At 69.5% G+C, this 26,708-nt stretch carries 29 protein-coding genes; 16 read left to right on the top strand and 13 right to left on the bottom strand.

Annotated elements, in window-relative coordinates; translation table 11 throughout:
* Positions 1-22 precede the first annotated feature (22 nt).
* Positions 23-1,245 (bottom strand): IS3 family transposase gene (locus Leucomu_RS11195; RefSeq protein ID WP_128387728.1). Its coding sequence is split into 2 segments (ribosomal slippage): positions 23-960 and positions 960-1,245, totalling 1,224 coding nucleotides; the frame shifts between segments, so codons are not numbered across the junction.
* A 227-nt stretch (positions 1,246-1,472) separates the two neighbouring features.
* Here Leucomu_RS11195 and Leucomu_RS11190 point away from each other — a divergent pair.
* The 6 genes from Leucomu_RS11190 (at position 1,473) to Leucomu_RS11170 (ending at position 4,974) form a co-directional block, all read left to right on the top strand.
* The gene (locus Leucomu_RS11190) at positions 1,473-1,943 is read left to right on the top strand and encodes a hypothetical protein (protein WP_128387281.1); all 471 of its coding nucleotides are present in this window, start codon (positions 1,473-1,475) and stop codon (positions 1,941-1,943) included.
* Entirely contained in the window at positions 1,940-2,473 is a 534-nt protein-coding gene (locus Leucomu_RS11185) for a hypothetical protein (RefSeq protein WP_128387280.1), read from the top strand. The genes Leucomu_RS11190 and Leucomu_RS11185 overlap by 4 nt, the downstream gene beginning before the upstream one ends.
* A gap of 3 nt (positions 2,474-2,476) precedes the next feature.
* Positions 2,477-2,725 carry a hypothetical protein gene (locus Leucomu_RS11180; RefSeq protein ID WP_017883455.1) on the top strand — a complete coding sequence of 83 codons (249 nt, stop codon included), beginning with the start codon at positions 2,477-2,479 and terminating at the stop codon, positions 2,723-2,725.
* Positions 2,726-2,729: 4 nt separating this feature from the next.
* Positions 2,730-3,053 (top strand): hypothetical protein, encoded by a 324-nt coding sequence (locus Leucomu_RS11175; RefSeq protein ID WP_128387230.1) that lies wholly within the window; start codon positions 2,730-2,732, stop codon positions 3,051-3,053.
* A 192-nt stretch (positions 3,054-3,245) separates the two neighbouring features.
* Positions 3,246-3,881 carry a hypothetical protein gene (locus Leucomu_RS15210; protein ID WP_164884540.1) on the top strand — a complete coding sequence of 212 codons (636 nt, stop codon included), beginning with the start codon at positions 3,246-3,248 and terminating at the stop codon, positions 3,879-3,881.
* Positions 3,868-4,974 carry a helix-turn-helix domain-containing protein gene (locus Leucomu_RS11170; protein WP_164884541.1) on the top strand — a complete coding sequence of 369 codons (1,107 nt, stop codon included), beginning with the start codon at positions 3,868-3,870 and terminating at the stop codon, positions 4,972-4,974. The genes Leucomu_RS15210 and Leucomu_RS11170 overlap by 14 nt, the downstream gene beginning before the upstream one ends.
* Before the next feature lie 88 nt (positions 4,975-5,062).
* Here Leucomu_RS11170 and Leucomu_RS11165 read toward each other — a convergent pair whose 3' ends face one another.
* From Leucomu_RS11165 to Leucomu_RS11150, 4 genes are all read right to left on the bottom strand, one after another.
* Entirely contained in the window at positions 5,063-5,707 is a 645-nt protein-coding gene (locus tag Leucomu_RS11165) for a hypothetical protein (protein WP_128387278.1), read from the bottom strand.
* A gap of 36 nt (positions 5,708-5,743) precedes the next feature.
* Entirely contained in the window at positions 5,744-5,989 is a 246-nt protein-coding gene (locus Leucomu_RS11160; RefSeq protein ID WP_128387277.1) for a hypothetical protein, read from the bottom strand.
* Between the two features lie 55 nt (positions 5,990-6,044).
* Positions 6,045-6,320: a hypothetical protein gene (locus Leucomu_RS11155; RefSeq protein WP_128387276.1), complete on the bottom strand. Its 276-nt coding sequence runs from the start codon at positions 6,318-6,320 to the stop codon at positions 6,045-6,047.
* 418 nt (positions 6,321-6,738) lie between these two features.
* Positions 6,739-7,350, bottom strand: a complete 612-nt coding sequence (locus Leucomu_RS11150; protein WP_228407080.1) for a TetR/AcrR family transcriptional regulator — start codon at positions 7,348-7,350, stop codon at positions 6,739-6,741.
* Positions 7,351-7,440: 90 nt separating this feature from the next.
* Between Leucomu_RS11150 and Leucomu_RS11145 the strand changes: the two genes are divergently transcribed.
* The 5 genes from Leucomu_RS11145 (at position 7,441) to Leucomu_RS11130 (ending at position 11,307) form a co-directional block, all read left to right on the top strand.
* Positions 7,441-8,298, top strand: a complete 858-nt coding sequence (locus Leucomu_RS11145; RefSeq protein ID WP_128387275.1) for a carbon-nitrogen hydrolase family protein — start codon at positions 7,441-7,443, stop codon at positions 8,296-8,298.
* Positions 8,295-8,840, top strand: coding sequence for an APC family permease (locus Leucomu_RS15760; RefSeq protein WP_267128418.1), 546 nt, complete (start codon positions 8,295-8,297; stop codon positions 8,838-8,840). Before Leucomu_RS11145 ends, Leucomu_RS15760 begins: the two co-directional genes overlap by 4 nt.
* A 25-nt stretch (positions 8,841-8,865) precedes the next feature.
* On the top strand, positions 8,866-9,642 hold the full coding sequence (locus tag Leucomu_RS15755) for an APC family permease (RefSeq protein ID WP_267128417.1): 777 nt from the start codon (positions 8,866-8,868) through the stop codon (positions 9,640-9,642).
* Between the two features lie 115 nt (positions 9,643-9,757).
* On the top strand, positions 9,758-10,576 hold the full coding sequence (locus Leucomu_RS11135; RefSeq protein WP_128387274.1) for an ABC transporter ATP-binding protein: 819 nt from the start codon (positions 9,758-9,760) through the stop codon (positions 10,574-10,576).
* Positions 10,573-11,307, top strand: a complete 735-nt coding sequence (locus Leucomu_RS11130) for an ABC transporter permease (RefSeq protein ID WP_128387273.1) — start codon at positions 10,573-10,575, stop codon at positions 11,305-11,307. Before Leucomu_RS11135 ends, Leucomu_RS11130 begins: the two co-directional genes overlap by 4 nt.
* Positions 11,308-11,409: 102 nt before the next feature.
* Here Leucomu_RS11130 and Leucomu_RS11125 read toward each other — a convergent pair whose 3' ends face one another.
* Positions 11,410-12,057: a dihydrofolate reductase family protein gene (locus Leucomu_RS11125; protein ID WP_128387272.1), complete on the bottom strand. Its 648-nt coding sequence runs from the start codon at positions 12,055-12,057 to the stop codon at positions 11,410-11,412.
* A 223-nt stretch (positions 12,058-12,280) separates the two neighbouring features.
* On the opposite strand from Leucomu_RS11125, the gene Leucomu_RS11120 reads away from it, so the two are divergent.
* Complete coding sequence (locus tag Leucomu_RS11120; protein WP_017883051.1) at positions 12,281-12,508, top strand: hypothetical protein; 228 nt, start codon at positions 12,281-12,283, stop codon at positions 12,506-12,508.
* 75 nt (positions 12,509-12,583) lie between these two features.
* Here the strand turns inward: Leucomu_RS11120 and Leucomu_RS11115 are convergent, their stop codons facing one another.
* A complete protein-coding gene (locus Leucomu_RS11115) occupies positions 12,584-13,054 on the bottom strand; it encodes an Hsp20/alpha crystallin family protein (protein ID WP_017883052.1) in 471 nt (156 codons plus the stop codon).
* A 252-nt stretch (positions 13,055-13,306) separates the two neighbouring features.
* Here Leucomu_RS11115 and Leucomu_RS11110 point away from each other — a divergent pair, with 252 nt between their 5' ends.
* Complete coding sequence (locus Leucomu_RS11110; RefSeq protein ID WP_194294551.1) at positions 13,307-15,604, top strand: bifunctional alpha,alpha-trehalose-phosphate synthase (UDP-forming)/trehalose-phosphatase; 2,298 nt, start codon at positions 13,307-13,309, stop codon at positions 15,602-15,604.
* A gap of 135 nt (positions 15,605-15,739) precedes the next feature.
* Positions 15,740-16,846, top strand: a complete 1,107-nt coding sequence (locus Leucomu_RS11105; protein ID WP_128387271.1) for a carboxylate-amine ligase — start codon at positions 15,740-15,742, stop codon at positions 16,844-16,846.
* Positions 16,847-16,954: 108 nt separating this feature from the next.
* Here the strand turns inward: Leucomu_RS11105 and Leucomu_RS11100 are convergent, their stop codons facing one another.
* From Leucomu_RS11100 to Leucomu_RS11085, 4 genes are all read right to left on the bottom strand, one after another.
* Entirely contained in the window at positions 16,955-18,580 is a 1,626-nt protein-coding gene (locus Leucomu_RS11100) for an ATP-binding cassette domain-containing protein (protein ID WP_128387270.1), read from the bottom strand.
* Positions 18,567-19,409, bottom strand: a complete 843-nt coding sequence (locus Leucomu_RS11095; RefSeq protein ID WP_228407079.1) for an ABC transporter permease — start codon at positions 19,407-19,409, stop codon at positions 18,567-18,569. Before Leucomu_RS11095 ends, Leucomu_RS11100 begins: the two co-directional genes overlap by 14 nt.
* Complete coding sequence (locus Leucomu_RS11090; protein ID WP_128387269.1) at positions 19,406-20,374, bottom strand: ABC transporter permease; 969 nt, start codon at positions 20,372-20,374, stop codon at positions 19,406-19,408. Before Leucomu_RS11090 ends, Leucomu_RS11095 begins: the two co-directional genes overlap by 4 nt.
* 164 nt (positions 20,375-20,538) lie before the next feature.
* Entirely contained in the window at positions 20,539-22,173 is a 1,635-nt protein-coding gene (locus Leucomu_RS11085; RefSeq protein WP_128387268.1) for an ABC transporter substrate-binding protein, read from the bottom strand.
* Between the two features lie 191 nt (positions 22,174-22,364).
* Between Leucomu_RS11085 and Leucomu_RS11080 the strand changes: the two genes are divergently transcribed.
* A complete protein-coding gene (locus Leucomu_RS11080; protein ID WP_128387267.1) occupies positions 22,365-22,937 on the top strand; it encodes a TetR/AcrR family transcriptional regulator in 573 nt (190 codons plus the stop codon).
* Between the two features lie 299 nt (positions 22,938-23,236).
* Here Leucomu_RS11080 and Leucomu_RS11075 read toward each other — a convergent pair whose 3' ends face one another.
* Positions 23,237-25,330: an NADPH-dependent 2,4-dienoyl-CoA reductase gene (locus Leucomu_RS11075; RefSeq protein WP_128387266.1), complete on the bottom strand. Its 2,094-nt coding sequence runs from the start codon at positions 25,328-25,330 to the stop codon at positions 23,237-23,239.
* Between the two features lie 223 nt (positions 25,331-25,553).
* On the opposite strand from Leucomu_RS11075, the gene Leucomu_RS11070 reads away from it, so the two are divergent.
* A complete protein-coding gene (locus tag Leucomu_RS11070; RefSeq protein ID WP_128387265.1) occupies positions 25,554-26,114 on the top strand; it encodes a dihydrofolate reductase family protein in 561 nt (186 codons plus the stop codon).
* Between the two features lie 155 nt (positions 26,115-26,269).
* On the opposite strand, the gene Leucomu_RS11065 is transcribed toward Leucomu_RS11070, so the two are convergent.
* A complete protein-coding gene (locus Leucomu_RS11065) occupies positions 26,270-26,473 on the bottom strand; it encodes a cold-shock protein (RefSeq protein ID WP_017883062.1) in 204 nt (67 codons plus the stop codon).
* Between the last annotated feature and the right edge of the window lie 235 nt (positions 26,474-26,708).

Here is a 26,708-nt window from a genome sequence, read left to right as displayed (position 1 = left end):
TGAGTTCCGACCGGTTTTCCTGTCAACCTGTCGGTGACAGAAGTTCCTCGGCCTCAGCATAGTAGGCCTGCTCGACCTCGATCGGGGTACGCATATCGAGCTCCCCGTGAAGGCGCTCATGGTTCCACCACCACACGTATTCGAGGGTCGCGAGTTCGACCTGCTCAACCGTCCGCCAGGGGCCCTGCTGTCGGATCAGTTCGGTCTTGTAGAGGTTGTTGACCGCCTCAGCCATGGCATTGTCAAAACTGTCGCCGACCGTCCCGGTCGAGGGCACTGCTCCGAGTTCCGCAATGCGATCCGTATAGACCATGGCGGTGTAATTCGACCCGTGATCGGCGTGATGGATCAGGCCATCGAGCCTGCCGCCCGATTGCCACGCAGCCATATCGAGTGCCTGCATCGGCAGAACCTCAGATTTCAGCGTCGCAGCGACATTCCAGCCCACGATTCTGCGCGAGTACACGTCAGTGACGAACGCGACATAGGCGAACCCAGACCAGGTGGCGACGTAGGTCACGTCGCACACCCAGAGCTTGCGCGGCCCGTCAGCGGCGAATCTCCGGTTGACGAGATCGGCAGGCAGTGCCGCCGTTTTGTTAGGGCGTGTGGTGAACACGCGCTTTGATTTCCGTACCCCGCGCACGCCGGCGAGCCGCATCAGACGCTCGGTCTGGTCGCGGCCGATCTTCCACCCCTCACGCTTCAGCAGGGCATGCATCTTCCGGCGCCCGTACACGCCATAGTGCTTCGCGTGGAGCCGCCGGATCTCAGGGAGGAGCAACTCGTCGCGCAGCTGCCTGGCTGAGGCCGACCGGGCTTTCGCGGCCCGGTATCCGCGGGAGGTGAGGAACCCACGAACTGCCGCACGCAGCGTACGACAGAGGAACTCGACCCCGAAACGATCACGGTACTCGTCGATGAATCTGATCATTTCGTTCGTGGCCGGTCGAGTTCCTTCGCGAAAAACACGCTCGCGGCTTTGAGTACCTCGTTGGCCTTACGGAGCTCGCTCACCTCGCGGCGTAACCGCCGGTTCTCCTGGGCCATATCGATCGAGGTGCCAGGCTTCGCGCCGGTATCGATGTCGTAGCGGCGCTGCCACACGCGCAGCGTCTCCGGGCTCACTCCGAGGAGCCCACCGACGTGTCGGCAGGCCGCGGTCAGCGACTCGTGCTCGGGACGGGCTTCGGCGAGCATCCGAAGTGCGCGCTGGCGAAGTTCAGGGTCATATTTGCTTGGCATCGTAGTTCCATCCTTGTATAAAGATCGGAACTCAAACCAGGCCAATTCAGTCGCACTACGCGACGAACTTCCTCGGCGTTCCGTCGTGGCCGACATACACGAACGCCGGCGGCACCGGCCCGCACGCGGGCTGGGCCTGCAACGTCTGGCACCACTTCGACCGCTCCGGCCTCGGGCAGTGGTTCGAGAAGATCCCCGCCGGCCAACCCTTCCGCCCGGGCGACGTCGTGATCTGGGAGTACGGGTCGGTCTGGTACCCGCTCTCGCACATCGCGACCCTGCTCGAGGTGCTCGCGAACGGGATGCTGCGCTGCCTCACCCAGAACCCGGGCGCGGTGCAGATCGCGGATCTCATCCCGCGGGGTGTGCTCGGCGCGCTCCGCCCGAAGGCGCTCACCGTGGGCGCCTTCCACACCTCCAAGACGCCGGCGCTCGCCGCGTCTCAGAAGGCCGCGGCGCTCGCGCGTGCGCGACGACGAAAGGACGACCCCATGCATCTCATTGTTCTGACCACTGGCGCCCGGCAGGACGGCTCTCCCGCATACGCGATCTACCGCCCCGGCGTGAAGGGCTCCTGGGAGGAGTACGACAAGAACGGCGCCCGCAAGCAGTACGCGAACGCACTCGCGAGCCAGTTCGGACAGCCGATGGAAGTCACCGTGGAGCGCTGGCTCGAGCTCAAGGAGAAGTACGCGTGAGCCCGATCGCGACCGCGCTCGCCGCAGCTGGGTTCGCGCTGCTCGTGCTCGCGGCGAGCGCGGTCGCGATCGTGTGGGCGCGCGAGCACGGCGCACAGCCTGCCCGCGCCGTGGCGGGGTGGGTGCGGGCGCGCTGGCTGCGCCTCGTCCCCGAACCTCGCTACGCGTCCACGGTGTACGCCTGCGCTTACGCCCTGTTCGTCGCGACGGGGGTGGTGACGCTCGCGTGGCCGCCGCAATCGCTCGAGGGCGTGTTCGGGGCCGGCGGCATGACCGTCGTTGGCCTGATGTTCCTCGTCGGTGGTGCGCTCGGCATGCTCGCGGGCTGGCGGGAATGGTGGGAGCTCGAGCGGTGGGCGATCGTCGCGATGGTCGCCGGTCTCGCCGCGTACGCGTACATCGTGATCGTGCTCCACTTCCAGTCCACCGGGTCGCGACTCACCCAGGCCGGTGTGATCCTCATCGCCTCCTGCGTGCTCGCGCTCCGTCTCGGGATGATCTGGCGGTACCCGTTCAAGCCGAGGGGGTAGCCGGTGGGAATCATCGACAGCCCCGACAAGCTCTGGTACACCCTCGCGGGCGCCCTCCTCGTGTGGCTCGGCCGCATCCTCGCCAACCGCATCCAACAGTCCACCGAGCAGCGCCGCCAGCAAGTCGACGCGCACGCCGCGGCGCTCACTGAGAACCGCAAACTCAAGGAGAGCCTGCACGCGCACCGCGTCGAGATGCTCAAGACCGGCACCTGGACCCAAGACACCCTGCCCCCCTTCATGAAGGAGTAACCCCATGACCACCCAGACCAAGACCGATCGCAAGAACCAGGACCGGCGCACGATCATGGCCGCCCTGATCGCCGTGCTCGTCGCCCGCCTCGTCGCACAGATCCCCGCGCTGGCCGCCGCGCTCGCGTGGGTCGACGGCGTGATCGCGGAGGCCGGCATCGTGTCGGTGCCGGCACTCGCGTTGCTGCAGGCGCTCGTGATCGCGCTCGTGATCCTCGCTTACCAGAGGCTCGCGCAGTGGCTCGGCGATCGCTGGCCGGCCGTTGAACGCATCATGCTCGGATCCGATGCGCGCCCGCACTACGTGCCCCGCTACGCCGTCGACTGACGCTGGTTACGTTGGCTGTCATATTCTGCCAACCGCACCAGTTCTGTCAGAATATGACAGCAATTGAAACGCGACCCCGCTGCTCTTCGGAGCGGCGGGGTCGCGTTTCTGCGTTTCACGCAAGGCTGTGCCACAGCCTTGGAGTTGGAGGATTCCAGGAGGTGTGTAATACATTGTGATATTATCACTCGCATGGACACACCCTTGCATGAGCGGGTGCGACTGGCACTCGCACCCATCGCCGGAACCCTGGCCAAGATCAGCGAAGATGCTGTAACGACCGCCGAATCTGCCGCCTCAGTGCTTGAGATCCCTCACACCGACCATTATCAGCCGACTCGCGTGCATATGGCTCGTGCCCGCATGCACAAGCGCCTGTGCGGTGTGGATCTGGGGCCATGGGCGCTGGATCTAGGGCAGCGCAACAATACGCCGATCCACCTGCGCACCGAAGGCCTCGCGCTTCGATTCCTGCACACTTCGGGAGTCGTACCGGCCCCGGGTACGAACCTTGCGCGGCAGTACTGGTATTCGAATCAAGGCCTGTTCGATGATGAGGCACTGGTGGCTCGCAGTGTTGAGATGCTTCTCCTGCTCTGGACCGCGGACTTCGCGGCCGGTACGGCTTTCATGCGTGTTGTGCATCCAGTCGGGACCTGGAAGTACGGCGAAAAGGCCCAGACGGACCTCTCGATTCCGCTCAATGATCTCGAGTTCTTTGAGGATGGCGGGTTCGATACGCGCGATGACGAGGAGGATCTGGTTATGCCCAGTAAGCGTGAAGCGGCTGAGGAAACGCAGGAAGGGGCCGGCAGTGTTTCTGCCTGAGCGCCTCATTTCCGCTCGCGCACTCACCGGGGTGACTCAGACTGCGCTCGCGGAGACGGCTGGCGTAGCGCAATCGATGGTCTCGATGGTGGAGAAGCATCAGCGAGATTTCACGGAGCAGCTCGCGGTGGCATTCTCTTCGGCGTTGGCACTTCCGCTCGAGTACTTCACGGTAACTCCGCGTTCAATTCCCCGCGATAGCTTGCATTATCGCAAGCAGTCGGGCGCGCGGGTGTCTGATACGGCGCGCGTCCATGAGCTCTTCTCGGAGGCGTTCCGAGTCACAGAATCGCTGCTTGATGGCTCTGGTTATCCCCGCCAGCAGCTACTGGCAGTTCAGGATGATGCTGAACTGCTCGATGTAGCCCGCATCGATGAACTTGCGCAGCAGACTCGTGAGATTCTGGGAATCGCTGCAGACGCTCCGATCTCCAATGTCACACGTGCGCTTGAGCGTGCAGGGGTGGCGGTGGCGACTATGAATGGCCATGATGACGGCTTCGTCAAGCACTCTGGGGTCTCTTGGTCCGCAGGTCGCGGCGAGGCCGCCCTGATCGGTGTGATGCAGGTTCGAGGAGACCGCGATCGATTCACGCTTGCGCATGAACTCGGGCATCTCGTGTTGCACAGCTTCCGGCGTTCCTCAGACCCGGAGCGTGAAGCTAACCTGTTCGCTGGCGCGTTCCTGATCCCTGCCCCGCAGGTTCGAGAGCATGTCGCCCACGATGCGACGTTAGTAGATTTGCGCCGGGTGAAGGCCACTTGGGGGCTTTCGATTCAGGCGATCTTGATGCGAGCCCAGGCGGTCGAGCAAATTGACGCAGCCCGGTCGCAGACACTGTGGAAACAGCTTTCTGCGAGGGGTTGGCGAAAGAACGAGCCGGTCGAGGTGGGCGCGGAGTCACCCCGCTTGCTCTTCAGGCTTTTGCAGGAGCGCTATGGCCCATCACCTTACAGTGCGCCCGAGATCGAAAATGAGATGGCACTCCCTGTGATGATGCTTCGTTCGCTCGCACCGTCTCCATCGACGCGTAAGCCTTCCTCGAGCACGCCACGCCCAGTCGCCCAACTCCCCTGGGCGGGTCACGGCTAGCTCTTACTGAGTACGGTTGCCCGCCGACGCTGACTCTACGCACTGCGCCCCCGCTGCTCTTCGGAGCGGCGGGGGCATTATTGCTGTTCTAGTCAGGGGTGTCTGAGGCCGTGTTGCCCGTGCCAGAGATAGTCATGATTGGTGGCAATGTCTTGCTTGCCTTCACGGCAGATCCAGTCCAGAGCGTGCGCGGGACGACGGTGCTGGTGTGATGTCTGGCGGCCTTCGAAGCAATAGCCGCCAAGCGGTCGTACCCCATGCCGCTCAGTGCGGTGGGGAGGACCGTGATTTCATGCCCGGTCCCTTCTAGGATGACGCGAGAGGTCACAGCGAGATGTTCTCCGAAATCTGAATGCAGCTCCGATTTGATTGCTTCTGTCAGGTCGAGCAGGTGTGTAATCAACGCGGCCCGTTGCGCCGCGGTGGACGCGATTTCTGGAACCGTGAGGCGATAGGTCAGAGACCAGCCTGCATCCTCAGCTGCTTCTGATGAACGACGAATCTTCCTGGCTCGCTGGATCTTAGACCATATAGATCTCAGCATGGCGAGGGCGAGCGAAACCACTATCTCCGAGACGCCGCCGAGCTGAGGTCTTACGAATTTCACGCTGATTCCTCGCTTTGCAAGCACAGCTTTGATGGCACCTTCGGCAACTAGCTCTAGATCTTCGTGAGTTCCGAGAACGCTGCTTGGTAGAGACTCAATGGAAGCCGTAAGTTGGTGTTGCGTCATGCGGATAGGGTAACGGCACCGAAGAAGCCACTGACGTCATGAGAGGCTGTGCCTCTCGACTGGCTTGTGCCGCTGATCCCAGGATCGCCACGTCACCGCGGCCGCCATCTGCACGCTCGGGAAGTACCCGACGAGGGCGCGCTGGTCGGGGTTCTCGTCGCCGGTCACCGAGCGCCATAGCAGCGCAGACGGCCGCCCGATCCTCACGCGACGGATGATCGCGACCCGGATCGAGCCGTCGTACATCCACGCCTCTTCATCGTTGATGCGCGTCAGTGTCATCATCGGGCTCCACGGCATTCCTCCCATGCGGGCGAGAGTAGCCGCGACCCCGACATCAGACCCGACGCACGCTGAGCATCTGCCACCCCGCGGGCACCGCGGCCCGCAACTCGGCGTAGCTGGGGGCCTCGATCTCCTGTACCTCGTCGCGCCGTGCATAGGTGCCGGTCGCAGTGATCGCCGTCGACGCCTTCGCCATCGAGACGGGCGCCAGCGTCAGCACGAACCCATCCGGGCATTGCTCCCGGAGGTGCTGCTGGATCTCGCCGAGCGATTCCCCCTCGACGGTGACCTGGTGAGTTTCAGCGAGACGAATCGTGGCATGCAGCATGAGGCGAGCGTACCGTGCGCGCCGAGATCGGTGACCGCAGATGGCGTGCGAACGACCCAGGGGATCAGACCCGCACGAGGCGGCGCAGGGCGAGCTTCCGGCCCCGCGAGTAGACACGTTTCAGACACGATGGCGCTGATGGCTCGCGAGTCACCTGATATCGAAACTGGCCCATAATGGCATCATTTTGCCTGATCGGAGGCCAGAAAGCGGAGCGGGTGATATCTCGTGCGATTCGATGGAATTTGCGGCCGGCACACGACGGGGTCGCAGGTTCAAATCCTGTCATCCCGACGAAGAACCCCCGGTGAGGTCATGAATCTCACCGGGGGTTCCGTCGTATGGCCCTCATGAACGCCGATGGGTTCCCCGCGACCTCGCCGGTTGTGGCACGCGGCAGTGCGGATGACCCTCGGCGTCAGCCCGCGACGAGTGCGCGGGTTCCGGTGAGCGATGCGGCGGTTCTCAGGGTGACGCGCAGCGCCTCGGCCGGGTCGAGGCGCCCTGCCACCACGGGAATGGCGATACCGTCCTCGACCGCGAGAAGCGCGCGAGCGATGTCTCGCGAGCTCATGGACAGCTCCATCACGCCCGCCCGCGATCCCGCATCGAGGATCTCCTGGAAGAGGTCGAGTTGTTCCGCCTCGAACCTGCGGCCCGAAGCGGCGATGCGTTCCTGGCGGATCGCCAACGCCGAGAGCTCGATCAGCAGCACCGTCGCCGCGCGCGAACTCGAGTGCTCCTGGGGCACCCCGAGTGCGAGGCACTGGCTGAGCTGCTCGACGGGCTCGGAGATGCTCTGCACGCGCTCGCGGCGCCGCACGAGGTACTGCTCCACGGCGCTGGCGTACGTGTCCGCGTAGAGATCTGAAAGGTCGGGGTAGTAGTAGCTCACCGCGGCCGGCGTGACCCCTGCGGCCTCGGCGATGTCGATCAAGCGCGCCCCGCCCTGCCCGTGTCGCACGAGGAGCCCCGTGGCGACTGCCACGAGTTCTCGTTTGCGGCCTTCTTGGTTGCGGGGACGTGCCATGCAGCCATTGTTTCAGAGCCGTGCGGTCTCGTCGCGTTGACATCGTCGAATTAGTTATTTAAAGTATCATTAATTAATGAAAGGAAGGCTATGAGCCGATCACTCGGTGTTGCGCTGGTGCAGCACCCCGCAGCTTCTCTCCCGCAATTCGAGGCACAACTCAGAAGGGGGGTGGCTGCCCACCCCGAGATGCGACTCTGGGTGTTCCCCGAACTCCATCTCGATACCCCTGCCGGCACTATCGATGTCGAACAACTGGCGCGCCCGATCACCGACGATCGCTTCGCCGAGTTGGGCGCGATCGCGGCCGAACTCGGCATCTGGCTGGTGCCCGGCACGTTCGACGAGCGCGGAGTCGGCGGGCGAGTGCACAACACCGCCGTGGTGTTCGGCCCGGACGGCGCCGTTCGGGCGAGTTATCGAAAGATCTTCCCCTGGCGGCCCGCCGAGGTGTGCGCCCCCGGAGAGGCCTTCACCGTCTTCGAGATCCCGGGATACGGCAACGTGGGGCTCTCGATCTGCTACGACATCTGGTTCCCGGAACACACGCGGCAGCTGGCGTGGCAGGGCGCCGACGTGATCCTCAACCTGGTGCAGACCAACACGAGCGATCGTGAGCAGGAACAGGCGATCGTGCGCGGCAACGCCATCATGAACCAGGTGTGGATCGCCTCCGTCAACGCGTCCGCGCCGACCGGACGCGGACGCTCTCTCCTGGTCGACCCGGATGGCGCCGTGCGCATGTCGTCCGGTACATCGGGGGATGAGATCCTCACGACGGTCATCGACTTCGAGCAGGTGGACGCCGTGCGCCGATTCGGCACCGCCGGCGTCTCCCGACCGTGGGCGCAATTCAGGCGAGAAGACGAGCCCGTGGAACTGCCTCTCTACTCGGGGCGCATCACCCCGAGTGCCTGGGCCCCCCGCACGACGGAGGTCCGCGCATGAGCGCCGTCATGGAGACCACGAGTGCTCCCGCCACGAAGCTCCTCCCGCGCCTCGGACTGCTCGGGGTCGTGTTCTTCGGGCTCGCCTACATGTCGCCGAGCATCGTCACGTCGACCTTCGGCGTCGTCTCCGAGACGAGTCGCGGGGCTGCGCCGACCGCCTACCTCGTCGCCACCGCAGCAATGCTGCTCACCGCGGTCGCATATGCGGTGCTCGCCCGCGAGTATCCGACGGCTGGATCGGCCTACACCTATGTGGGGCGCACTCTCGGCCGGGTGGTGGGCTTCTTCGCCGGGTGGGTGATCCTGCTCGACTATCTGTTCCTGCCCATGGTGGCCTGGCTCATCCAATCCACCTATCTGCATGCGCAGTTCCCGGGGATCCCGCTGTGGGTGTGGCTGCTCATCAACGTCGGGGCGACGACGACCATCAATCTCCTCGGGATCGCGCTCGCCGACCGCGTCAACATCGTGCTCACGATCACGGCGATGGCCTCGGTCGCCGCGCTCGTCGTGGTGCTGCTCCTCTTTCCTCGGTCGTGAGGGCGGAGGGCCCGCCTCGAGCGCCATGTGGAACGAAGAGACGAATCTCGTCGCGGTGAGTTCGGCGGCGGCCGTCGCCGCCTACTCCTTCCTCGGCTTCGACGCGATCTCCACGCTGAGCGAGGAGACCAAGCAGCCTCGACGCGACATTCCGCGGGGCATCGTGCTCGCCGTACTGCTCGGCGGGTGCATCTTCGTCGGCGTCTCCTTCCTCATGCAGCTCGTGCACCCCGGCGGCGTGTTCGAGAACGCGGACACCGCGGGCTACACCCTCTCGATCTTCGCGGGAGGTGAGGCGTTCACCAACGTGAACAATCTGGTCAGCGTGATCGCGGGCTTCGGTTCCGGTCTCGCGATCCAGGCGACCTCGAGCCGGCTGCTGTACGTGATGGGGCGCGACGGCGTGCTGCCCAGGTCGGTCTTCGGTCGCCTCAGCTCGGTCTTCCGCGTGCCGTGGATCAACATCCTGCTGATCGGGCTCATCGGCATGCTCGGGATGCTGCTCGACATCGGGAAGGCGACCGCGTACATCAACTTCGGCGCATTTCTCGCGTTCGCGCTCGTGAACGTCGCATTCCTCGTGTGGATCTGGCGCAGCTTCCGTGCCCGCAGTAGCATGGCGCGCGCGGCTCTGCTCAGCCTGCTGCCGATCGCGGGTTTCGCGGTCGATCTGTACCTCTTCTCGAAGCTGCATCCCGAGGCGTACGCGATCGGGGGCGGCTGGCTGGTCCTCGGTCTCGTGATGCTCGGGATCGCCACCCGCGGATTCCGTCGTCCGGTGCCGGTGCTCTCCGAGCGCTAGACGCGTCGCTCGGCCGCGCTGCGAGCATGGTCGGGCGGCGAGGCGCGCCCCGGGGGCGCGGCAGTTGTCGGCCTCCGGGGCGGGCATCGACCGTCGGGGCGAGTACCCTGAGGGCATGGACGACGGCACCGATGCCCGGCCCGCGATTCAGGTCGCGGGGCTGACGGTGCGGCGCGGCCGGCGCACGGTGCTCGACGACGTTGGGTTCGAGATACCGCGCGGGCAGGTCACTGGTCTGCTCGGCCCCTCGGGCTGCGGCAAGAGCACGCTGATGCGCTCCGTGGTCGGGGTGCAGGGCGGGGTCGCGGGCGAACTGCGCGTGCTCGGCGAGCCGGCGGGATCGAAGCGGCTGCGTCGCCGGGTCTCCTACGCCACACAGGCCGCGTCGGTGTACGACGACCTCACCGTGCAGCAGAACCTGCGCTACTTCGCCCGCGTGCTCGGCGCACCCGGCGGCGATACCGAGCGCGTGATCGAGCTGGTCGGTCTGGGCGACCACGCGAAGCGACGAGTCGAGGCGCTGAGCGGCGGGCAGCGCAACCGGGTGTCGCTGGCCGCAGCGCTGCTCGGGTCGCCCGACGTGGTCGTGCTGGACGAGCCCACCGTCGGCCTCGACCCCGTGCTCCGGGTCGAGCTGTGGGATCTCTTCCGAGAGCTCGCGGCCACCGGCACCACCCTCCTCGTCAGCAGTCACGTGATGGACGAGGCGCTGCGCTGCGACCGCCTGCTGCTGATGCGCGAGGGCCGCATCATCGCCGACACCTCGCCCGCCGACCTGCTCGAGCGGACCGGCACGACCGACCCCGAGGCCGCGTTCCTCGCGATCGTCGCGACGCAGGGCGGCGCGCCCGCGCGGCCTCCGGCTGCGGCGTCCCACCACGGGAGGCACGAGGCCGCCGACCCCGCAGAGGCTTCGAAGGAGGGTACGCGATGACCCTCACCCGCACCCTTGCCACCGCCGGCCGCGTGCTGCGGCAGCTCGGTCACGACCCGCGATCCATCGCTCTGCTGCTGCTCATGCCGAGCCTGCTCGTCGGCCTCTTCGCGTGGCTGCTCGACGAACAGGAGGGGGCGTTCGAGCAGCTCGGCGGGCCGATCCTGGCTCTGTTCCCCTTCATCCTCATGTTCATCATCACGTCGGTGACCACCCTGCGGGAGCGCCGATCCGGCACGCTCGAACGGCTGATGACCACACCCCTCGGCAAGGGCGACTTCATCGCGGGCTACGCGCTTGCGTTCGGCCTCGCCGCCGCCGTGCAGGCGGTGATCACGGTCGGCTTCGCGGTGGTCGTGTGCGGGCTCGAGGTCGACGGTCCGATCTGGCAGCTGGGGCTCGTCGCCGTGCTCGACGCCCTGCTCGGCACCGGGCTCGGGCTGCTCGCCAGCGCCTTCGCCCGCACGGAGTTCCAGGCGGTGCAGTTCATGCCGGTGCTCGTCTTCCCGCAGATCCTGCTCGGCGGACTGCTGATGCCGCGAGATCGCATGCCCGACCCGCTGCACGCGGTCTCGGACTGGCTGCCCCTCAGCTACGCGATCGACGCGGTAAACGCGGTGACCCGCGGCGACGTGGGCTGGGAGCTGGGCGGGCCGCTGATCGTGATCGGCGCAGTGACGCTGGTCGCGCTCGGTCTGGCCGCGCTGACCCTGCGCCGACGCACGCCGTAGAGCGAGCGGCACTGCGGCACGGCGGCGCGGCCGCGCTGCAGCTGGGCGCCCCGGCGGACCGCCCAGCAGCGCCCTGCGCAGCCGGGTCCCCGAGGCGCCGGGTTACGACCCCGTGCTCCTCCGGTTCCAGAGCTGATGCGTGAGACCGCTCGAACTGCTGACCGACTCGAGGGCGAAGCGATCCTCGAAGCCCGTGACATCGTGCCACAGGCTCACCCCGCGCCCCAGTGTGATCGGCACGATCACCAGGTGCATGAAGTCGATGAGATCTGCGCGCAGGAACTGCCGCACGGTGGTCGGGCCGCCCCCGATGCGCACGTCGAGGCCGTCCGCGGCCTCCTTCGCCCGGCGCAGCACCTCTTCGGGGGTGTCGTCGACGAAGTGGAAGCTCGTGCCGTTCTCGAACACCATCTGCTCGCGCGGGTGGTGGGTGAGTACGAAGCAGGGCGTCTTGAAGGGCGGTTGCTCGCCCCACCAGCCGCGCCAGCCGTCGTCCGGCCATGGCCCCTGCTGCGGGCCGAACTTGCGGCGGCCCATGATCTCGGCGCCGATGCCCTGTCCCCACATGCTGAACAGCGCCCGGTCGAGGGTGACCGGCTCCTGCACCCGGTGCACCCCCTCGATGACGCGGCCGTCGAACCACCCGAAGAGACGGCTGGCGTCTCCGATCGGCTGATCGAACGTCACGTACTCTCCGGCCGAGTAGCCGTCGAGCGATACGAACTGATTGTGCACGCGAGTGCGGACCATGACCCCTCCAGAGGCTCGTGCGATCCCGAGCCGATCCCGGGTCGTGGGTGTCGGGCGGTTGCCGTCGCCAGGCGAATCCTCGAAGCCCGGTGCGAACCGGGGGTCGTGTGCTCGGGTGGCGCACTCGCAGGTTAGATGATCGTGCCCGGTCGCGCCACCCCTGGAAGGCCCGGCGCCGCGGGCGCAGTCTGGAGAGACGACGCATCATGAGGAGGAGGGCACCATGGACGAGCAGATGCCGCGCGCGGTCGAGGAGGGCGCCGAGCGCGCCGAGGAGGTCGTCGAGAAGACGAACACCGGATCGGACGCCGAGTCCGCGGCCGGGGCGGGCGGTGAGCCCGGTGGCGAGCCGTCCCAGGAGACGGGGCGGGGCGAGGTGGACGCCGCCCGCGACGTCACCGACGACGAGCGATGGCAGCAGCCGCAGGAGCCTCGGACCACCGTCGACTGACCGCCGCTGAACGACGAGGGCTCCGCGTCCGCTCGAAGAGAGCGGGCGCGGAGCCCTCGTTCGTGTGCCTCGCGCTTAGGCCGGACTGTTCTCCAGCTGCGCGGGGGTGGGATCGGAGGCCTGAATGGTCTGCGGCGTCTCGCCGGCTCCGCCGGTCATGACCTCCACCTTGCGCGGCTTCGCGCGCTCGCTGACCGGGATCGTGACGCACAGGACCCCGTTGTCGTAGCTGGCGCTGATGCGTTCGGTGTCGATGCCCTGGCCCAGGCTCAGCTGGCGCAGGAAGCTGCCGGCGGTGCGCTCGCGGGTGATCCACTTCACGTTCTCGGCGTCGGGCAGGGTGCGCTCGGCTCGGATCGTGAGGAGCTGCCCGTCCACGTCGATGTCGACGGAGCCGGGATCCATGCCGGGGAGGTCTGCCGTCAGCAGGTAGTGGTCGCCATCGCGATAGAGATCCATCGGCATCTGCCGGGGGCCGCGGAGCGGTTCGCTGAGCAGCACGTCGGCGAGGCGTTCCACGTCGCGGAGGGGGTTGTAGCTTGCCATGTTCGCACCTTTCTCTCATCTGGCGATACGGAGTTCGAAAGTTGAGTCGATGCGACTCAACCTGCTTGTAGATTAGCACTCTCGAGGTGGGAGTGCTAAGAGGCGTTCGCTGAGGGCAAACGAGCCGGCGGGTGAGGACGGATCCTCTCCCGGGTGCGTGGGCGCCTATCATCGCGCGATCCCGAGCCGCAATGGGCAGCGAACCGTGACCCGCGCTCGTTAGACTGCGAACACAGAGTCGCAGGGGGTGCCATGACCGAAATGCAGGACATGACGGGCGGTCGCGAGCTCGTCATGGTTTCCAATCGACTTCCCGTCGACCGCGTGGTCGCGAGCGACGGATCGACCTCCTGGCGCACCTCGCCCGGGGGGCTCGTCACCGCCGTCGCGCCCATCGTCGAGCAGCTCGGCTGCCTCTGGGTCGGGTGGGTCGGCGCCGCCGACGAGCAGCTCGAGCCCTTCGAGATCGGATCGATGCGCCTCGCCCCCGTCGAACTCAGCGAAGACGACATCGAGCTCTACTACGAGGGCTTCTCGAACGGCACGCTGTGGCCGCTCTACCACGACGTGATCGCGCGCCCCGACTTCCACCGCGTGTGGTGGGACCGCTACCGTCGGGTGAACCAGCGGTTCGCGGAGCGCGTCGCCGAGCAGGCCGCGCGGGGAGCGATCGTGTGGGTGCACGACTACCAGCTGCAGCTCGTGCCCGCCATGCTGCGCGAACTGCGCCCCGACCTCACGATCGCGTTCTTCCTGCACATCCCGTTCCCGCCGAGCCGCCTCTTCGCACAGCTGCCGTGGCGCAAGAGCGTCGTCGAGGGGCTGCTCGGCGCCGACGTGATCGGGTTCCAGCAGGTCACCGACGCGGTCGCCTTCCGCATGACCGCCGAGCGCTTCACCCGGGTGCCCGCCCTCGGCAATACGATCGTCGTACCCGGCACCGCCGACCATCCGTCGCGCACGGTGCTCGCCCAGGAGTTCCCGATCTCGATCGACGCCGCAGCCTTCGCCGAGGTCGCCGCCCGCCCCGAGATCCAGCAGCGCGCGCGGGAGATCCGCGCCGAGCTCGGCAACCCCAAGACGGTCATGCTGGGCGTCGACCGGCTCGACTACACGAAGGGCATCCGCCACCGCCTCAAGGCGTTCGACGAGCTGCTCGGCGACGGTGAGATCGACCCCGCCGACATCGTGTTCGTGCAGGTCGCGAGCCCGAGCCGCGAACGCGTCGACGCCTACCGGCAGCTGCGTGACGAGGTCGAGCTCACGGTGGGGCGCATCAACGGCGAGCACGGCTCGATCGGGCACGCGCCGCTCGTCTACCTGCACCGCGGACACACCCGCGACGAGATGGTGGCCCTCTACCTCGCGGCCGACGTGCTGCTCGTCACACCGCTGCGCGACGGCATGAACCTCGTGGCGAAGGAGTACGTGGCGTGCCGGGCCGACGAGCAGGGGGTGCTGGTGCTGAGCGAGTTCGCGGGCGCGGCCGACGAACTGCGCGACGCGCTGCTCGTCAACCCCCACGACATCGAGGGGCTCAAAGCCGCGATCGTGCGCGCCGCGCACATGCCGCGCGAGGAGCAGCGCCGACGGATGCGCTCGCTGCGGCGCACCGTCTACGACAACGACGTGGCGCACTGGGCGACGGGCTACCTGGGCGCGGTTCGCGCGGCCGCCGAGTCGCAGCGCCCCAGCCAGACCGGGCACCGCACCGAGCCGATCCAGGTCAGCACGGCGTTCGTGCCGCGCAGCATCGACGACCGGGTGCGGCGCCTCGCCGCGCTCCCGCAGCTCATCGTGGCGAGCGACTTCGACGGCACGCTCGCGCCCATCGTGCCCCGGCCGCAGGACGCGCGGATCCTGCCCCGGGCGCGTCAAGCGCTCGAGGTGCTGCGCAGTGCGCCCGACACCTACGTCGCGGTGCTGACGGGCCGCTCGCTCGAGGGGCTCGCCGAGACCGGACTGCAGAGCGAGGGCTGGATCGTGTCGGGCTCGCACGGCTCCGAGCTGACGGGGCTCGACGTCGGCGCCGTCGCCGGCGCCGGGGAGGCGCCGCCGCTCGGCAGCCCGCTCACCGATGAGGAGCACGAGCGCCTGCAGCGGATCGCGCGCCGCTTCGAGCGCGTGCTGGGCGGCGAGCCGGGGGTGCGTCTGGAGCGCAAGCCGTTCGGGATCGCGGTGCACACGCGCCAGGTGGCCGATTCCGAGCAGGCGGACGAGCTGATGGCCGCCGCCGTCGAGCTGGGGCTCGCGGCCGAGATGCACGTGCGCGAGGGCAAGCAGGTGCGTGAGTTCTCGGTGCGCGACTCGAACAAGGGATCGGTGCTGCGCAGCATCCGCGCGGCACTGCCGAACGCGCCCGTGCTGTTCCTCGGCGACGACGTCACCGACGAGGACGTGTTCACCTCGCTGGGCCACGACGACCTGGGCATCAAGGTGGGAGACGGCGCGACGGCCGCGGTGGAGCGCGTGCCGGATCCCGAGACCGCCACGGCGGTGCTCGCGCTGCTCGCCGAACTGCGCACCGGCATCATCATCGGCTCCGAGTAAGCCCGGCTTCGGGTCACGGCCGCCTATCGGTTGCCCGCCTGCGAAATCAACCCCGGTGACACCGCGCCCCGGACGCTCTACGCTCGAACTCCAAGCCGGGGCGCGCCGCGCCGGCTGAACGCGAAGGAGGGCCACATGGCAGCCGATGAGTTCCGCAGCTTCGGGGTCGAGGAAGAATACCTGCTGCTCGACGTCGAGCACGGCGCCCCGACCGACCTCGCCGCCGAGCTCGTGCGCTCGGCCCCGAACTCGGTGGCCCCCGCCGAGCGCGAATTCTTCTCGAGTCAGCTCGAGACCGCCACCCCGGTGTGCCGCACCGCCGAGGAAGCGCTCGACACGCTCACGGGCTTTCGCAGCGCGCTGTCGCGTGAGGCCGCGGATCGCGGCATCGTGCTGGCAGGCAGCGGCCTGCCGCCCGTCGGCGGCGACGCGGCCGGAACCGTCACGCCGAAGTCACGGTACCGCGAGCTCGACGCGCAGCTGAGGAACGCCGCGGCCTACCAGTACGTCACCGGCACGCACGTGCACGTCGAGATCCCGTCTCCCGACGCCGGGGTCGAGGTGCTCGCCCGGCTGGCGCCGTGGGCGCCGGCGCTGCTCGCGATGACCGCGAACTCCCCGCTCTGGTGCGGCGAGCCGACGGGCTTCGCGCGCTGGCGCCACATCATGAACATGTCGTGGCCGGTGGCCGGGTTCCCGCCCGACTTCGAGAGCGGCGACGACTACGCCCGTGCCGTCGAACAGCTCGTCGACAGCGGCGTGCTGCTCGACTCTGGGGTGGTGACCTGGCTGGCTCGGCTCTCCCAGAACTACCCGACGATGGAGCTGCGCATCGCCGATGCGCAGCTGGAGGCCGAGGACGCCGTCTGCTTCGCGGTGCTCGTGCGCGCCCTCGTGGAGCGCGCCCTGAGCGACGCCGAGGCGGGCACGCCGCGGCCGCGCGCGACCCCGGGGCTCGTGAACGGCGCGATCTGGATGGCGGCGCGCGACGGCCTCGGCGCCGACCTCATCGACCCGACCACCGCGCGCTCCGAGCCCGCCTTCGACACCCTCGAGCGCATGGTCTCGGGGGTGGAAGCCGAGCTGCGCCGCACCGACGACCTCGAGTGCGTGCGGGGCTACGTCGAGCGCCTGCGCCGCACCGGCGGCCCGGCCCGCCGCCAGCTCGAACGGTTCGAGGACGACGGCCTCGAGGGCCTCATCCGGCTCTACCGGGACAGCTCGCGCGTCGAGCCGGCCTGAGGGTCCGGGCACCCGCCCGCCCCTCTTCGAGATGCGGGGCGCTGAACCGCTGCTCGTCGAGATGATGAACCGGCAATCCGACGCTCCGCATCTCGGAAGCACGGGTCTCTAGTCGGCGGTCGCGCTCGCGATGAGCTCCCGCGTGAAGGGGTCGCCCGGATCCGCGAACACCCGCTCCGTCTCACCCGACTCGACCACGCGCCCGTCGCGCATGATGAGCACGCGGTCGCACACGGTGCGCACCGCCGCGAGATCGTGCGAGACGAACACGAGCGAGACGCCGCGCCGCTCCTGCAGATCCCGCAGCAGTCGCAGGATGCCGGCCTGCGTGGTCACGTCGAGCGCCGACACCGGTTCGTCGCAGACGAGCACGTCGGGTTCTGCGGCGAGGGCTCGCGCGATCGCGATGCGCTGTCGCTGACCGCCCGAGAGCGTCGCGGGTCGGCGATGCAGGTACTCGGGGCCGAGCCCGACCTGCGCGAGCAGTTCGACGGGCGAGCGGCCGGCGTCGCGCAGCGAGGCGGTGAGGATCCTGCCGACCCGCCAGCGCGGGTCGAACGTGGAAAGGGGGTCCTGTGGGATGAGCCGCACGCGGCACCCGGGATCGACGCGCTCGACCGCCCCCGCGTCCGGCTGCTCGGCGCCCACGAGGATGCGCGCGAGTGTGCTCTTGCCCGCTCCGGACTCGCCGACCACGCCGACAGCCTCACCGCGCCGCAGCACGAGGTCGACCCCGTGCAGACCCGTCGTGCCGCCGTCGGGAGCCGGGAAGCGGCGAGCGGCGCCGTGCAGCGCGAGCAGCGCGGGGGAGTCGGGGGAGCCGGGGGCTTCGGCGGTGGTTCGGCTCGCCGACCGGGGCTTCGGGCCGCGCGGGATCGCGTCGACGAGCGCGCGGGTGACGGGGTGGGCGGGCCGGCGCAGGATCTGCTCGGCGGCGCCCTGCTCGACGACGCGGCCCCGGTCGAGCACGGCGATCCGATCGGCGACGCGGGCGACGCTCGCGAGATCGTGGCTGATGAGCAGGATCGCCGTGCCCCGCCGCTTCACCTCGTCGAAGAGGCGCAGCACGCGGGTCGCCGTGGTGGGGTCGAGCGCGGTGGTCGGCTCGTCGGCGACGAGCAGCTCGGGCTCGTGCACGAGCGCCGATGCGATGAGCGCCCGCTGTCGCATGCCGCCCGACAGCTCGCCCGACCGTTGCCGCAGGCGGGATGCGGCGTCGGGGAGCCCGGCCCCCTCGAGCGCGCGGATCACGGCGGCGCGCCGCTCGCTGCGGCCGATCCCGCGCGCCGCGAGGGCCTCGCCGACCTCGGCCTCGATCGTGCGCAGCGGGTCGAGCGACTGCAGCGCGTCCTGCAGCACGAGCGACATGGAGCGCCCCCGCAGGCCGCGCCACTGGCGGGGCGTGAGCCTGCGGGCATCGCGGCCCGCCGCTTCGAAGGCGTCGGCGCGCACCGTCCAGCGGGGGTCCGCCTGGGTCAGCCCGAGCAGGGTGCGGGCGAGCACCGATTTGCCGGCGCCCGATTCGCCGACCACCGCCACGCACTCGCCGGGGCGCACCCGCAGATCGATGCCGTCGAGCACGGGCCGGTCGCCGGTCGGGCCTCCCGCATCGCGCGTGCCCCGGGCGCTCGCGCCGAAACCCGCCCGCGGGCCGCGCAGCGCCGCACTGAGCCCCTCGACCTCGAGCACGGCCGTCGCGCCGTCCCCGGTCGGAACCGACCTAGTCACGAGCATTCCCCAATCGTCGCCCCAGCACCGTGAGCGCCCCCGCGACCAGCACGATCGCGAGGCCCGGGCACACCGTCATCCACCAGGCCGTCGTGAGGTACACGCGCCCCGCGTTCAGCATCGCCCCCCACTCGGGCGAGGGAGACAGGGCCCCGAGACCGAGGAAGCCGAGCGCCGACACCCAGACGATGGCCTGGCCGATCCCGAGCGTCGCGGCCGAGGCCAGCGGCCACAGCGAGTTCGGCGCGATGTGCCGCACGAATACCCGCGCCGGGCCCACCTCGTCGAGTCGGGCCCACTCCACGTAGCCGCTGGCCGCGATGCCGCGCACACGAGCGCGCAGCATGCGCGCGTAGCCGGGGATCGTGGCGAGGCCGATCGCGAGGATCGACGCGGTGGGGCCGGATCCCATCACCGAGATGAACAGCAGCGCCATCACGAGCGTGGGCAGCGCGAACAGCACCTCGAAGACGCGGCCGAGCGAACCGTCGAGCCAGCGCGGGCCGAGCCCGGCGGCGAAGCCGAGCGCCGCCCCGACGCCGATGCCGATGCCGGTCGCCGCGAGGCCGATGCCCACCGACGCGGCGGCGCCGTGCACGACGCGGGTGAAGAGATCGCGGCCCGACTCGTCGGTGCCGAAGAGGTGCGCTGCCGAGGGCGGCTGGAAGCCGTCGGCCGGGTGCACCGCGAGCGGGTCGCCGGGGGCGAGCAATCGCGGTGCGCAGACCGCGACGAGGGCGAGCAGCAGGATCGCCGTGCTGATCCATCCCGACCATCCGAGGCGCAGGCCGAGCACGACCCCGCCCTCGCGTCCTCCGAATCGCCGAGCACTCATGCGGGGATCACCCCTCGGCGGCGCAGCCGCGGATCGACCAGGTGCTCGAGCAGATCCGAGAGCAGCATGATCGCCACGTACAGCAGTGCGATCACCACGACCGCCCCGATCACCACCGGCACGTCGCGCACCGTCGCCGCCTCGAGCAGCATGCGCCCGATGCCCTGCCGGGCGAAGAGCGCCTCCACCACTACGGCTCCGCTCAGCAGCGAGCCGTACGCCCACCCCGACAGCGCGAGCGCGGGCAGCGCGGCGTGGCGCAGCGTGTGGCTGAACAGCACCCGCGCCTCCGACGCCCCCCGCGAGCGGGCCGTCACGGCGAACGGGGCGTCATCGGCCTCGACGAGGGATCCCTGCAGCACGTGCGCGAGATAGCCCGCGATCGGCACGGCGAGCGTCACGACGGGCAGCACGAGGCCGGTGGGCGACGATCCGCTCGTCGCGGGCAGCAGGCCGAGGCCGCTCGCGAAGACGAGGATCAGCACGGCTCCCACGAAGAACTGCGGGGCGACCGAGGCCACCGTCTCGAGGCCGGCCAGCGCCGAACGGATCGCGCGGCCGACGCGGCCGCGGCCCGCGACCGCGACGACGAGCGCGCCGAGCACCACGAGCACCCAGGCGAGCAGCAGCGCGAGCGTCGCGATCACGAGCGTGGGCGGCAGGTTCGCGGCGAGTAGCTCGGCCACCGGCTGTTTCCGGGAGTAGGAGTCGCCGAACTGCAGCGTCGCCGTGTTCCACAGCTGCGCGAGGTACTGCACGACGAGGGGCCGGTCGAGCCCGTAGGCCTCTCTCGCCCGGTCCGTCGCCTCGGCACCGGCCTGCGATCCCGGTCCGCCCATGATCGCCTCGAGCGGGTCGCCCGAGAGTCGCAGCGCGAAGAACACGACGGTGGCGGTCAACCAGACCACGAGCAGGGCTGCACCGATCCGCGTCGCGAACGCGCGCGCGATCCCTCTGGCTCTCACGTGAACTGCTGCCCCTCGGTCGAAGCGGTGCGCGCGGCTCGCCCCCCCGGCGCGCCGATCCGCGGAGCGGCGTCCCGCGCCGGTCGGGCACGGGACGCCGCTGCGGGTCGGCCCATCGGGGCGAACGCCTCGCACTCGGATACGCCTATTCTGCCGGTCGCCGCTCAGGCGATCCGTGCGTTGACGAACGTGGGGGTGGCCACCGTGCCGAGGGTGGTCACGCCCTCGACGCCGTTCACCAGGAAGTGATTCTGCTGGTCGTAGAGCGGCAGCACGGTGTAGCTCTCGAGAATGCGCTGCTGCGCCTCGGCGTAGAGCTTCGTACGCTGCGCCTCGTCGAGGGTGGCCGAGGCCTGCTCGAGGATCGCGTCGAGCTCGGGATCCTTGAGCTGCGCGTTGTTGGCGAAGTAGCCCGACGGCGCCGGGATGGTGCCGTCGGAGTGGTACAGGACGCGCAGCACGTCGGGGCCGACCTTGGTGTAGGGGGCGCTGACGGCCTCGTACTCGTGCGCGGCGAGCGCGCCGTACCAGCTGCTGAGGTCGACCGGTTCGAGGATCACGTCGAAGCCGACGACCGCCGCGTTCGCCTGGATCTGCTCGAAGAGCGACTGCTCGGCGGCGGTCGACTGGTTGGTGCTGACCGGGAAGCGCACGTCGAGGCGCTCGCCGTTCTTCACGCGCACCCCGTCGTCGCCCTTCTCGGTCCAGCCCGCCTCGTCGAGCAGCGCGTTCGCGGCATCGGGGTCGGTCTCGAACAGCGACTCGTCGCCGGCCGCGGTCGGCTCGGTGCTCGAGAGCGGCGAGTACGAGCGCGTCGCGACGCCCCGGAACAGGGACTCGACCCCGGGGTTCGGATCGGCGACGCGGATGAACGCCTCGCGCACGCGGGCGTCGTCGAACGGCGCCTGACCCGAGTTCAGCTCGATGCGGTTGACGGCGCCCGGACGGGGGGCGTCGATGTGCTCGATGCCGTCGCCACCGTTCTCGGCCGCGACGATGTCGGCGGGAAGCGGGTTGTCGATGACGTGCACCTCACCCGAGGTGAGCGCCGCATTGCGGGTCGCCGCATCGGGGATGAAGCGCCACTCGATGCGCTCGAGGTGCGCGGGGCCCTCGTGGTCGGCCTCGGGACCGGGGGTGCGGTAGTCGTCGTTGCGCACCAGGTCGACCTGCTGCTGCGGCGTCCAGCCCTCGACGATGAACGGGCCGGTGCCGATCGGGGCCTGGCAGTTCTCCTCCATGCCGCGCTCGATGCCGGCGGGCGACTGGATCGCGGTCCACTGCTGGCTCAGCGACTCGAGCAGGGCCGAGTCGGGGGAGGAAAGGTGGAAGCGCACGTGCGTGTCGTCGACGACCTCGATCTCGGCGATCTTCTGCACGGCGAGGTAGCCGGTGGAGGACTGCGTGTCCGGATCCTGCAGGTGCTCGATGTTCGCCTTGACCGCGGCGGCGTCGAGCGGAGTGCCGTCGGTGAAGGTCACGCCCTCCTGCAGCGTGAAGTCCCAGGTGAGGCCGTCGTCGCTCGGCTGCCACTCGGTCGCGAGCCACGGCTGGATCTGGCCGCTCGCGTCGCGGCCTACCAAGGGCTCGAGGTACTGGGTCGAGATGAGGGCCTGCGGGTAGTTGCCGCCCACGTGGGGATCGAGGCAGGTCGGCTCGGCGTCGCCGGTCGCATAGATCAGCGTGCCGCCCTCCTGCGGGGCGGCGTCGCCGGCGTCGGCGCTGCACGAGCTGAGGGCGAGGGCGCCGGCCGCGGCGAGCGCGATCAGCGAGAGCGGGCGGGCGGAGTGTCGGGACATGGGTGCGTGAAGCTCCTCGGGTCGGGGCTGGAGAGGGGTCGGATTCGAATCCTCAGGATTTATTAGATCCGGTTCAACAAATCGATACTAGCGCACACCGCATGCACCGGGTCCCGTCTCACGCGCACGACGCGCGCTGCGTCCTGCCCCGCGGCCGAAGCGGGAGCCGGCCGGCTGAGTAGGGTATTGGCATGAGCTCTCCCACGCGCGGGCGCCCGCCCGCCTCCTCCCGCGAGGTGCTCGCCGACGCGGCGTGCGAGCTGTTCCTCGAACAGGGGTACGAGGCGACCTCCATCACCGAGATCGCCCGCAGGGCCGGGGTGAGTCGGTCGAGCTTCTTCAACTACTTCGCGGGCAAATCTGAGATCCTGTGGTTCGGCTTCGACCGCCGCGTCGACGCGCTGCTCGACGCACTCGCCGATCCCGCGCCGCCCCTCGCCGACGCCCTCGCGGTCTTCGCCCTCGGCGACACCCCCGACACGCTCGCCCTCGCCATCGTCGACGCCCGCACGATGGGGGTCGAGCCCGAACTCGAGGCCGGCCGCGCCGCGCGCCAGCTGCGCATCGGCACCGCGATTGCGGCTCGGCTCGAACGCGACGGCGTCGAAGCCGTGCGCGCCTGCGTGGCGGGAGCCGGGTACGCGGCCGCGCTCGTCTCCGCGGTGTGGCGCTGGGCCGACCGGGGTGCGGGGCGCAACCGCCTCGATCTCATGCTGCTCGACGCGCTCGCGACCGCGCGAGCCGTGCTCGAGCCTCGCGGCTGACGGCTCGCCCCGGCGCGATCGGAGGTGCGCTGGTAGGGGCTCCTGGCGGGACGCTGCTGGTGGGGTGGCGCTGGTGGGGTGACGCTGGTGGGGTGGCGCTGGTGGGGGTGACGCTGACGCTGACGCTGTCGAGTGGTCGATAAGTGCTGCCTCTCGCCGCTGCGGGCGCGCTTTTCGACCATTCGCGGCCGGGAAGCGGAAGGGGAAGGGAAGGGAGAAGCAAGAATGGGGGAAAGGGCCCGGGCTGCGGGCGCGGTGCGGGGGAGGCGCCCCGGGCGACGCGCCAGGGAGGCCTCGCCCTACAGCGCGGCGGCGACCCTGGTGCCCTGCGCGATCGCGCGCTTCGCGTCGAGCTCGCCCGCCATGTCGGCGCCCCCGATGAGGTGCGCGTCGATCCCGAGCCGCGCGAGTTCGCCGTGCAGCTCCCGCGCGGGCTCCTGCCCCGTGCACAGCACGATCGTGTCGACCGCGATCGTGCGCTCCTCGGCGGCCCCGCTCTCGGGCGCGCCCGGCGCGGCCTCGCCGTGGGGCACCCGCACCCGCAGGCCCGCGTCGTCGATGCCGAGGTACTCGGCGCCCGGCACCATGCGCACGCCGCGGCGGGCGAGTTCGGTGCGATGGATCCAGCCGGTGGTCTTGCCGAGGCCGGCCCCGAGCTTGCCGGCCTTGCGCTGCAGCATCACCACGCTGCGGGCGGGCCGCTCCTCGACCGGGGTCCGCAGACCGCCGGCTCGCGCGTAGTCGCGGTCGACGCCCCAGTGCTCGAGGAAGGCGTCGAGGGCGGCGGGATCCTGCGCCGCGGCGTCGCTCCAGCCCGGATCGTCGGCGGGCGCCGTCAGGTACTCGGCGACGTCGAAGCCGATGCCGCCGGCGCCGAGGATCGCGACGCGATCGCCCACGGGCGCCTTCTCGCGCAGCACGTCGAGATATCCGAGCACACTCGGGTGGTCGAGGCCCGGGATCTCGGGGCGGCGCGGCACGACCCCCGTGGCCACGACGACCTCGTCGAAGTCGTGCGCCGCGAGCTCCTCGGCGGTGACCCGGTGCCCGAGCCGCAGCTCGACCCCGGTCTCCTCGATGCGCACCCCGAAGTAGCGCAGCGTCTCGCGGAACTCGCTCTTGCCGGGCACCTGCAGCGCCACGTTCAGCTGCCCGCCGATGCGATCCGCGGCCTCGAACAGGGTGACCTCGTGGCCGCGCGACGCCGCCGTGGTCGCGCAGGCGAGCCCGGCCGGTCCCGCGCCGACGACCGCGATGCGCTTCCGGGTGATGGCGGGCGCGATGATCAGCTCGGTCTCGTTGCCGGCCCGCGGGTTCACGAGGCACGACGCCGGCCGGCCCGAGAAGGTGTGGTCGAGGCACGCCTGGTTGCAGGCGATGCAGGTGTTGATGCGCTCGGGCGCGCCCGCCGCGGCCTTGCTCACGAACTTGGGATCGGCGAGGAACGGGCGGGCGAGCGAGACCATGTCGGCGCCGCCCTCGGCCAACAGCCGCTCGGCCGTGCGAGGGCTGTTGATGCGGTTGGTGGTGATGAGCGGGATCGACACGGCGCTCGCGAAGCGCTGCGTCACCCAGGCGAAGGCCGCCCGCGGCACCGAGCTCGCGATCGTGGGCACTCGCGCCTCGTGCCAGCCGATGCCGGAGTTGATCATGGTCGCGCCCGCCGCCTCGACGCGTCTCGCCAGCTCCGTCGCCTCGTCGAGGGTGGCTCCTTCGGGCACGAGCTCGAGCATCGAGAGCCGGTAGATCACGATGAAGCGCTCGCCCACGGCCTCGCGCACCCGCCGCACGATCTCGACGGGGAACCGCAGGCGGTTGTCGAGGGAACCGCCCCAGCGGTCTTCGCGATGGTTGGTGCGCCGGGCCGTGAACTGGTTGATGAGGTAACTCTCGGAGCCCATGATCTCGACCCCGTCGTACCCGGCGAGCCGGGCCAGGCGGGCCGTGCGGGCGAAGTCGTCGATGGTGCGCTCGATCTCGGCGTCGTCGAGCTCGCGCGGGGTGAGCGGCGAGATGGGGGCCTGGATCGGGCTGGGGGCGACGATGTCGGGGTGCGCGCCGTAGCGGCCGGCGTGCAGGATCTGCAGCGCGATCCTGCCTCCCTCCTCGTGCACGGCGTCGGTGACGGTGCGGTGGTGGGGCAGCTGCTCCTCATGCTCGAGCGTCGCGGCGCCCGGGGTGAGCCGCCCCGCGGCATTGGGGGCGATGCCGCCCGTCACGATGAGTGCGGCCCCGCCGCGGGCTCGCTCACGGTAGAACGCGGCGAGGCGCTGGGCCCCGTCGGGCGCCTCCTCGAGGCCGAGGTGCATCGATCCCATGAGCACGCGGTTGGGCAGCGTGACGAAGCCCAGGTCGAGGGGCGCGAAGAGGTGCGGGTAGGTCGACGTTGACATGGATCCCCAGTTTCGATTCGGACGCGGTGCCCCGAATGTAGTGCGGCGTCCGAAGCACTGTCGAGCCGGGTGTGGCGAATGCACAAAAGGGGCGCCCGCGCCGGTTCGCTCCCGCGAGGCCCGCGCCAGGCGGAGCCGGTTCGGAGGATCCGCGCAGCCGGGCGGGCGCGCCGCGGGGCGATACTGGAGTCGTGACCGCGCGCGGCGAGCGAAGGAGACGCTGATGGGTGCACTGATCTACTCGATGATCGTGACGGCCGACGGCTACGTCGCCGATGCGCACGGCGCCTTCGACTGGGGAGTCGCGAGCGAGGAACTGCACGAGTTCGTCGCCGAGAGCACCCGGTCGGTCGGCACCTATCTCTACGGGCGGCGCATGTACGACACGATGGTCTACTGGGAGACCGCGGGTCTCGACGAGGAGCTGCCCGCGGGGATCGCCGACTATGCGCGACTGTGGCGGTCGTGCGACAAGATCGTCTTCTCCACGAGCCTCCACGAGCCCCGCAGCGCGCGCACGACGCTGCGCCGATCCTTCGATCCCGACGAGATCCGGGAACTGAAGCTGAACCTCGACCACGACCTCACGATCGACGGGCCGATGCTCGCCGCCCAGGCGCTGCGGGCGGGCCTCGTCGACGAGATCGGGCTGTTCGTGACCCCGGTCGTGGTGGGCGGAGGCAAGCGATTCTTCCCTGAGGGGGTTCGCTGCGAACTGCGGCTGCTCGAGCAGCGCGGCTTCGACAACGGCACGGTCTATCTGCGCTACCGGGTCGCGGACTGAATGCCGCGGCGGGTGGCGGGCTGAGCGCCGCGCGGGTGGCAGGTTGACGGGCGCGCCGGGCAGCGGGGTGTCGGATCCCGGGTTCGGGGTCGGCCGAAACAGCAGCGGGGGTGCGGGGCCGAAGCCCCGCACCCCCGCCGGGTGTCGCGCTGTGCTTAGAGCGCGCGGATGTTGCTCGCCTGCAGACCCTTGGGGCCCTGCTCGACGTCGAACTCGACGCGCTGGTTCTCGAAGAGGTCGCGACGGCCGTTGCCCTGGATCGCGCTGAAGTGCGCGAAGACGTCGGAAGCTCCGTCGTCGGGGGTGATGAAGCCGAAGCCCTTTTCGGAGTTGAACCATTTCACGGTGCCGATGGCCATAGTGTGTTTCCTTCGTGTGTTGCTGGCCGCGTGATGCGACCCGGGTGCCACGGCGACGGCGCCGACGTGGAGACTGGTGGTGCGTGCTGCGGCGGGCCGCAGCGATAAAACGTGTCTGGAGTGCTCCAACGTTCGGCATTACTGGTCTTGCGGCGAGCCTATCCCAGATACCGGCATTGCGACAGCTTCGTGACCTTCTTGTGTCCTGGGTGGGATTGCGCTGGGAGCGAATTGA

The sequence above is a fragment of the Leucobacter muris genome, from assembly GCF_004028235.1.
In the GTDB taxonomy this organism is placed as follows: domain Bacteria; phylum Actinomycetota; class Actinomycetes; order Actinomycetales; family Microbacteriaceae; genus Leucobacter; species Leucobacter muris.
The sequence above is the reverse complement of the archived record's forward strand: the minus strand, read 5'-3'. Positions and strand labels throughout refer to the sequence as shown.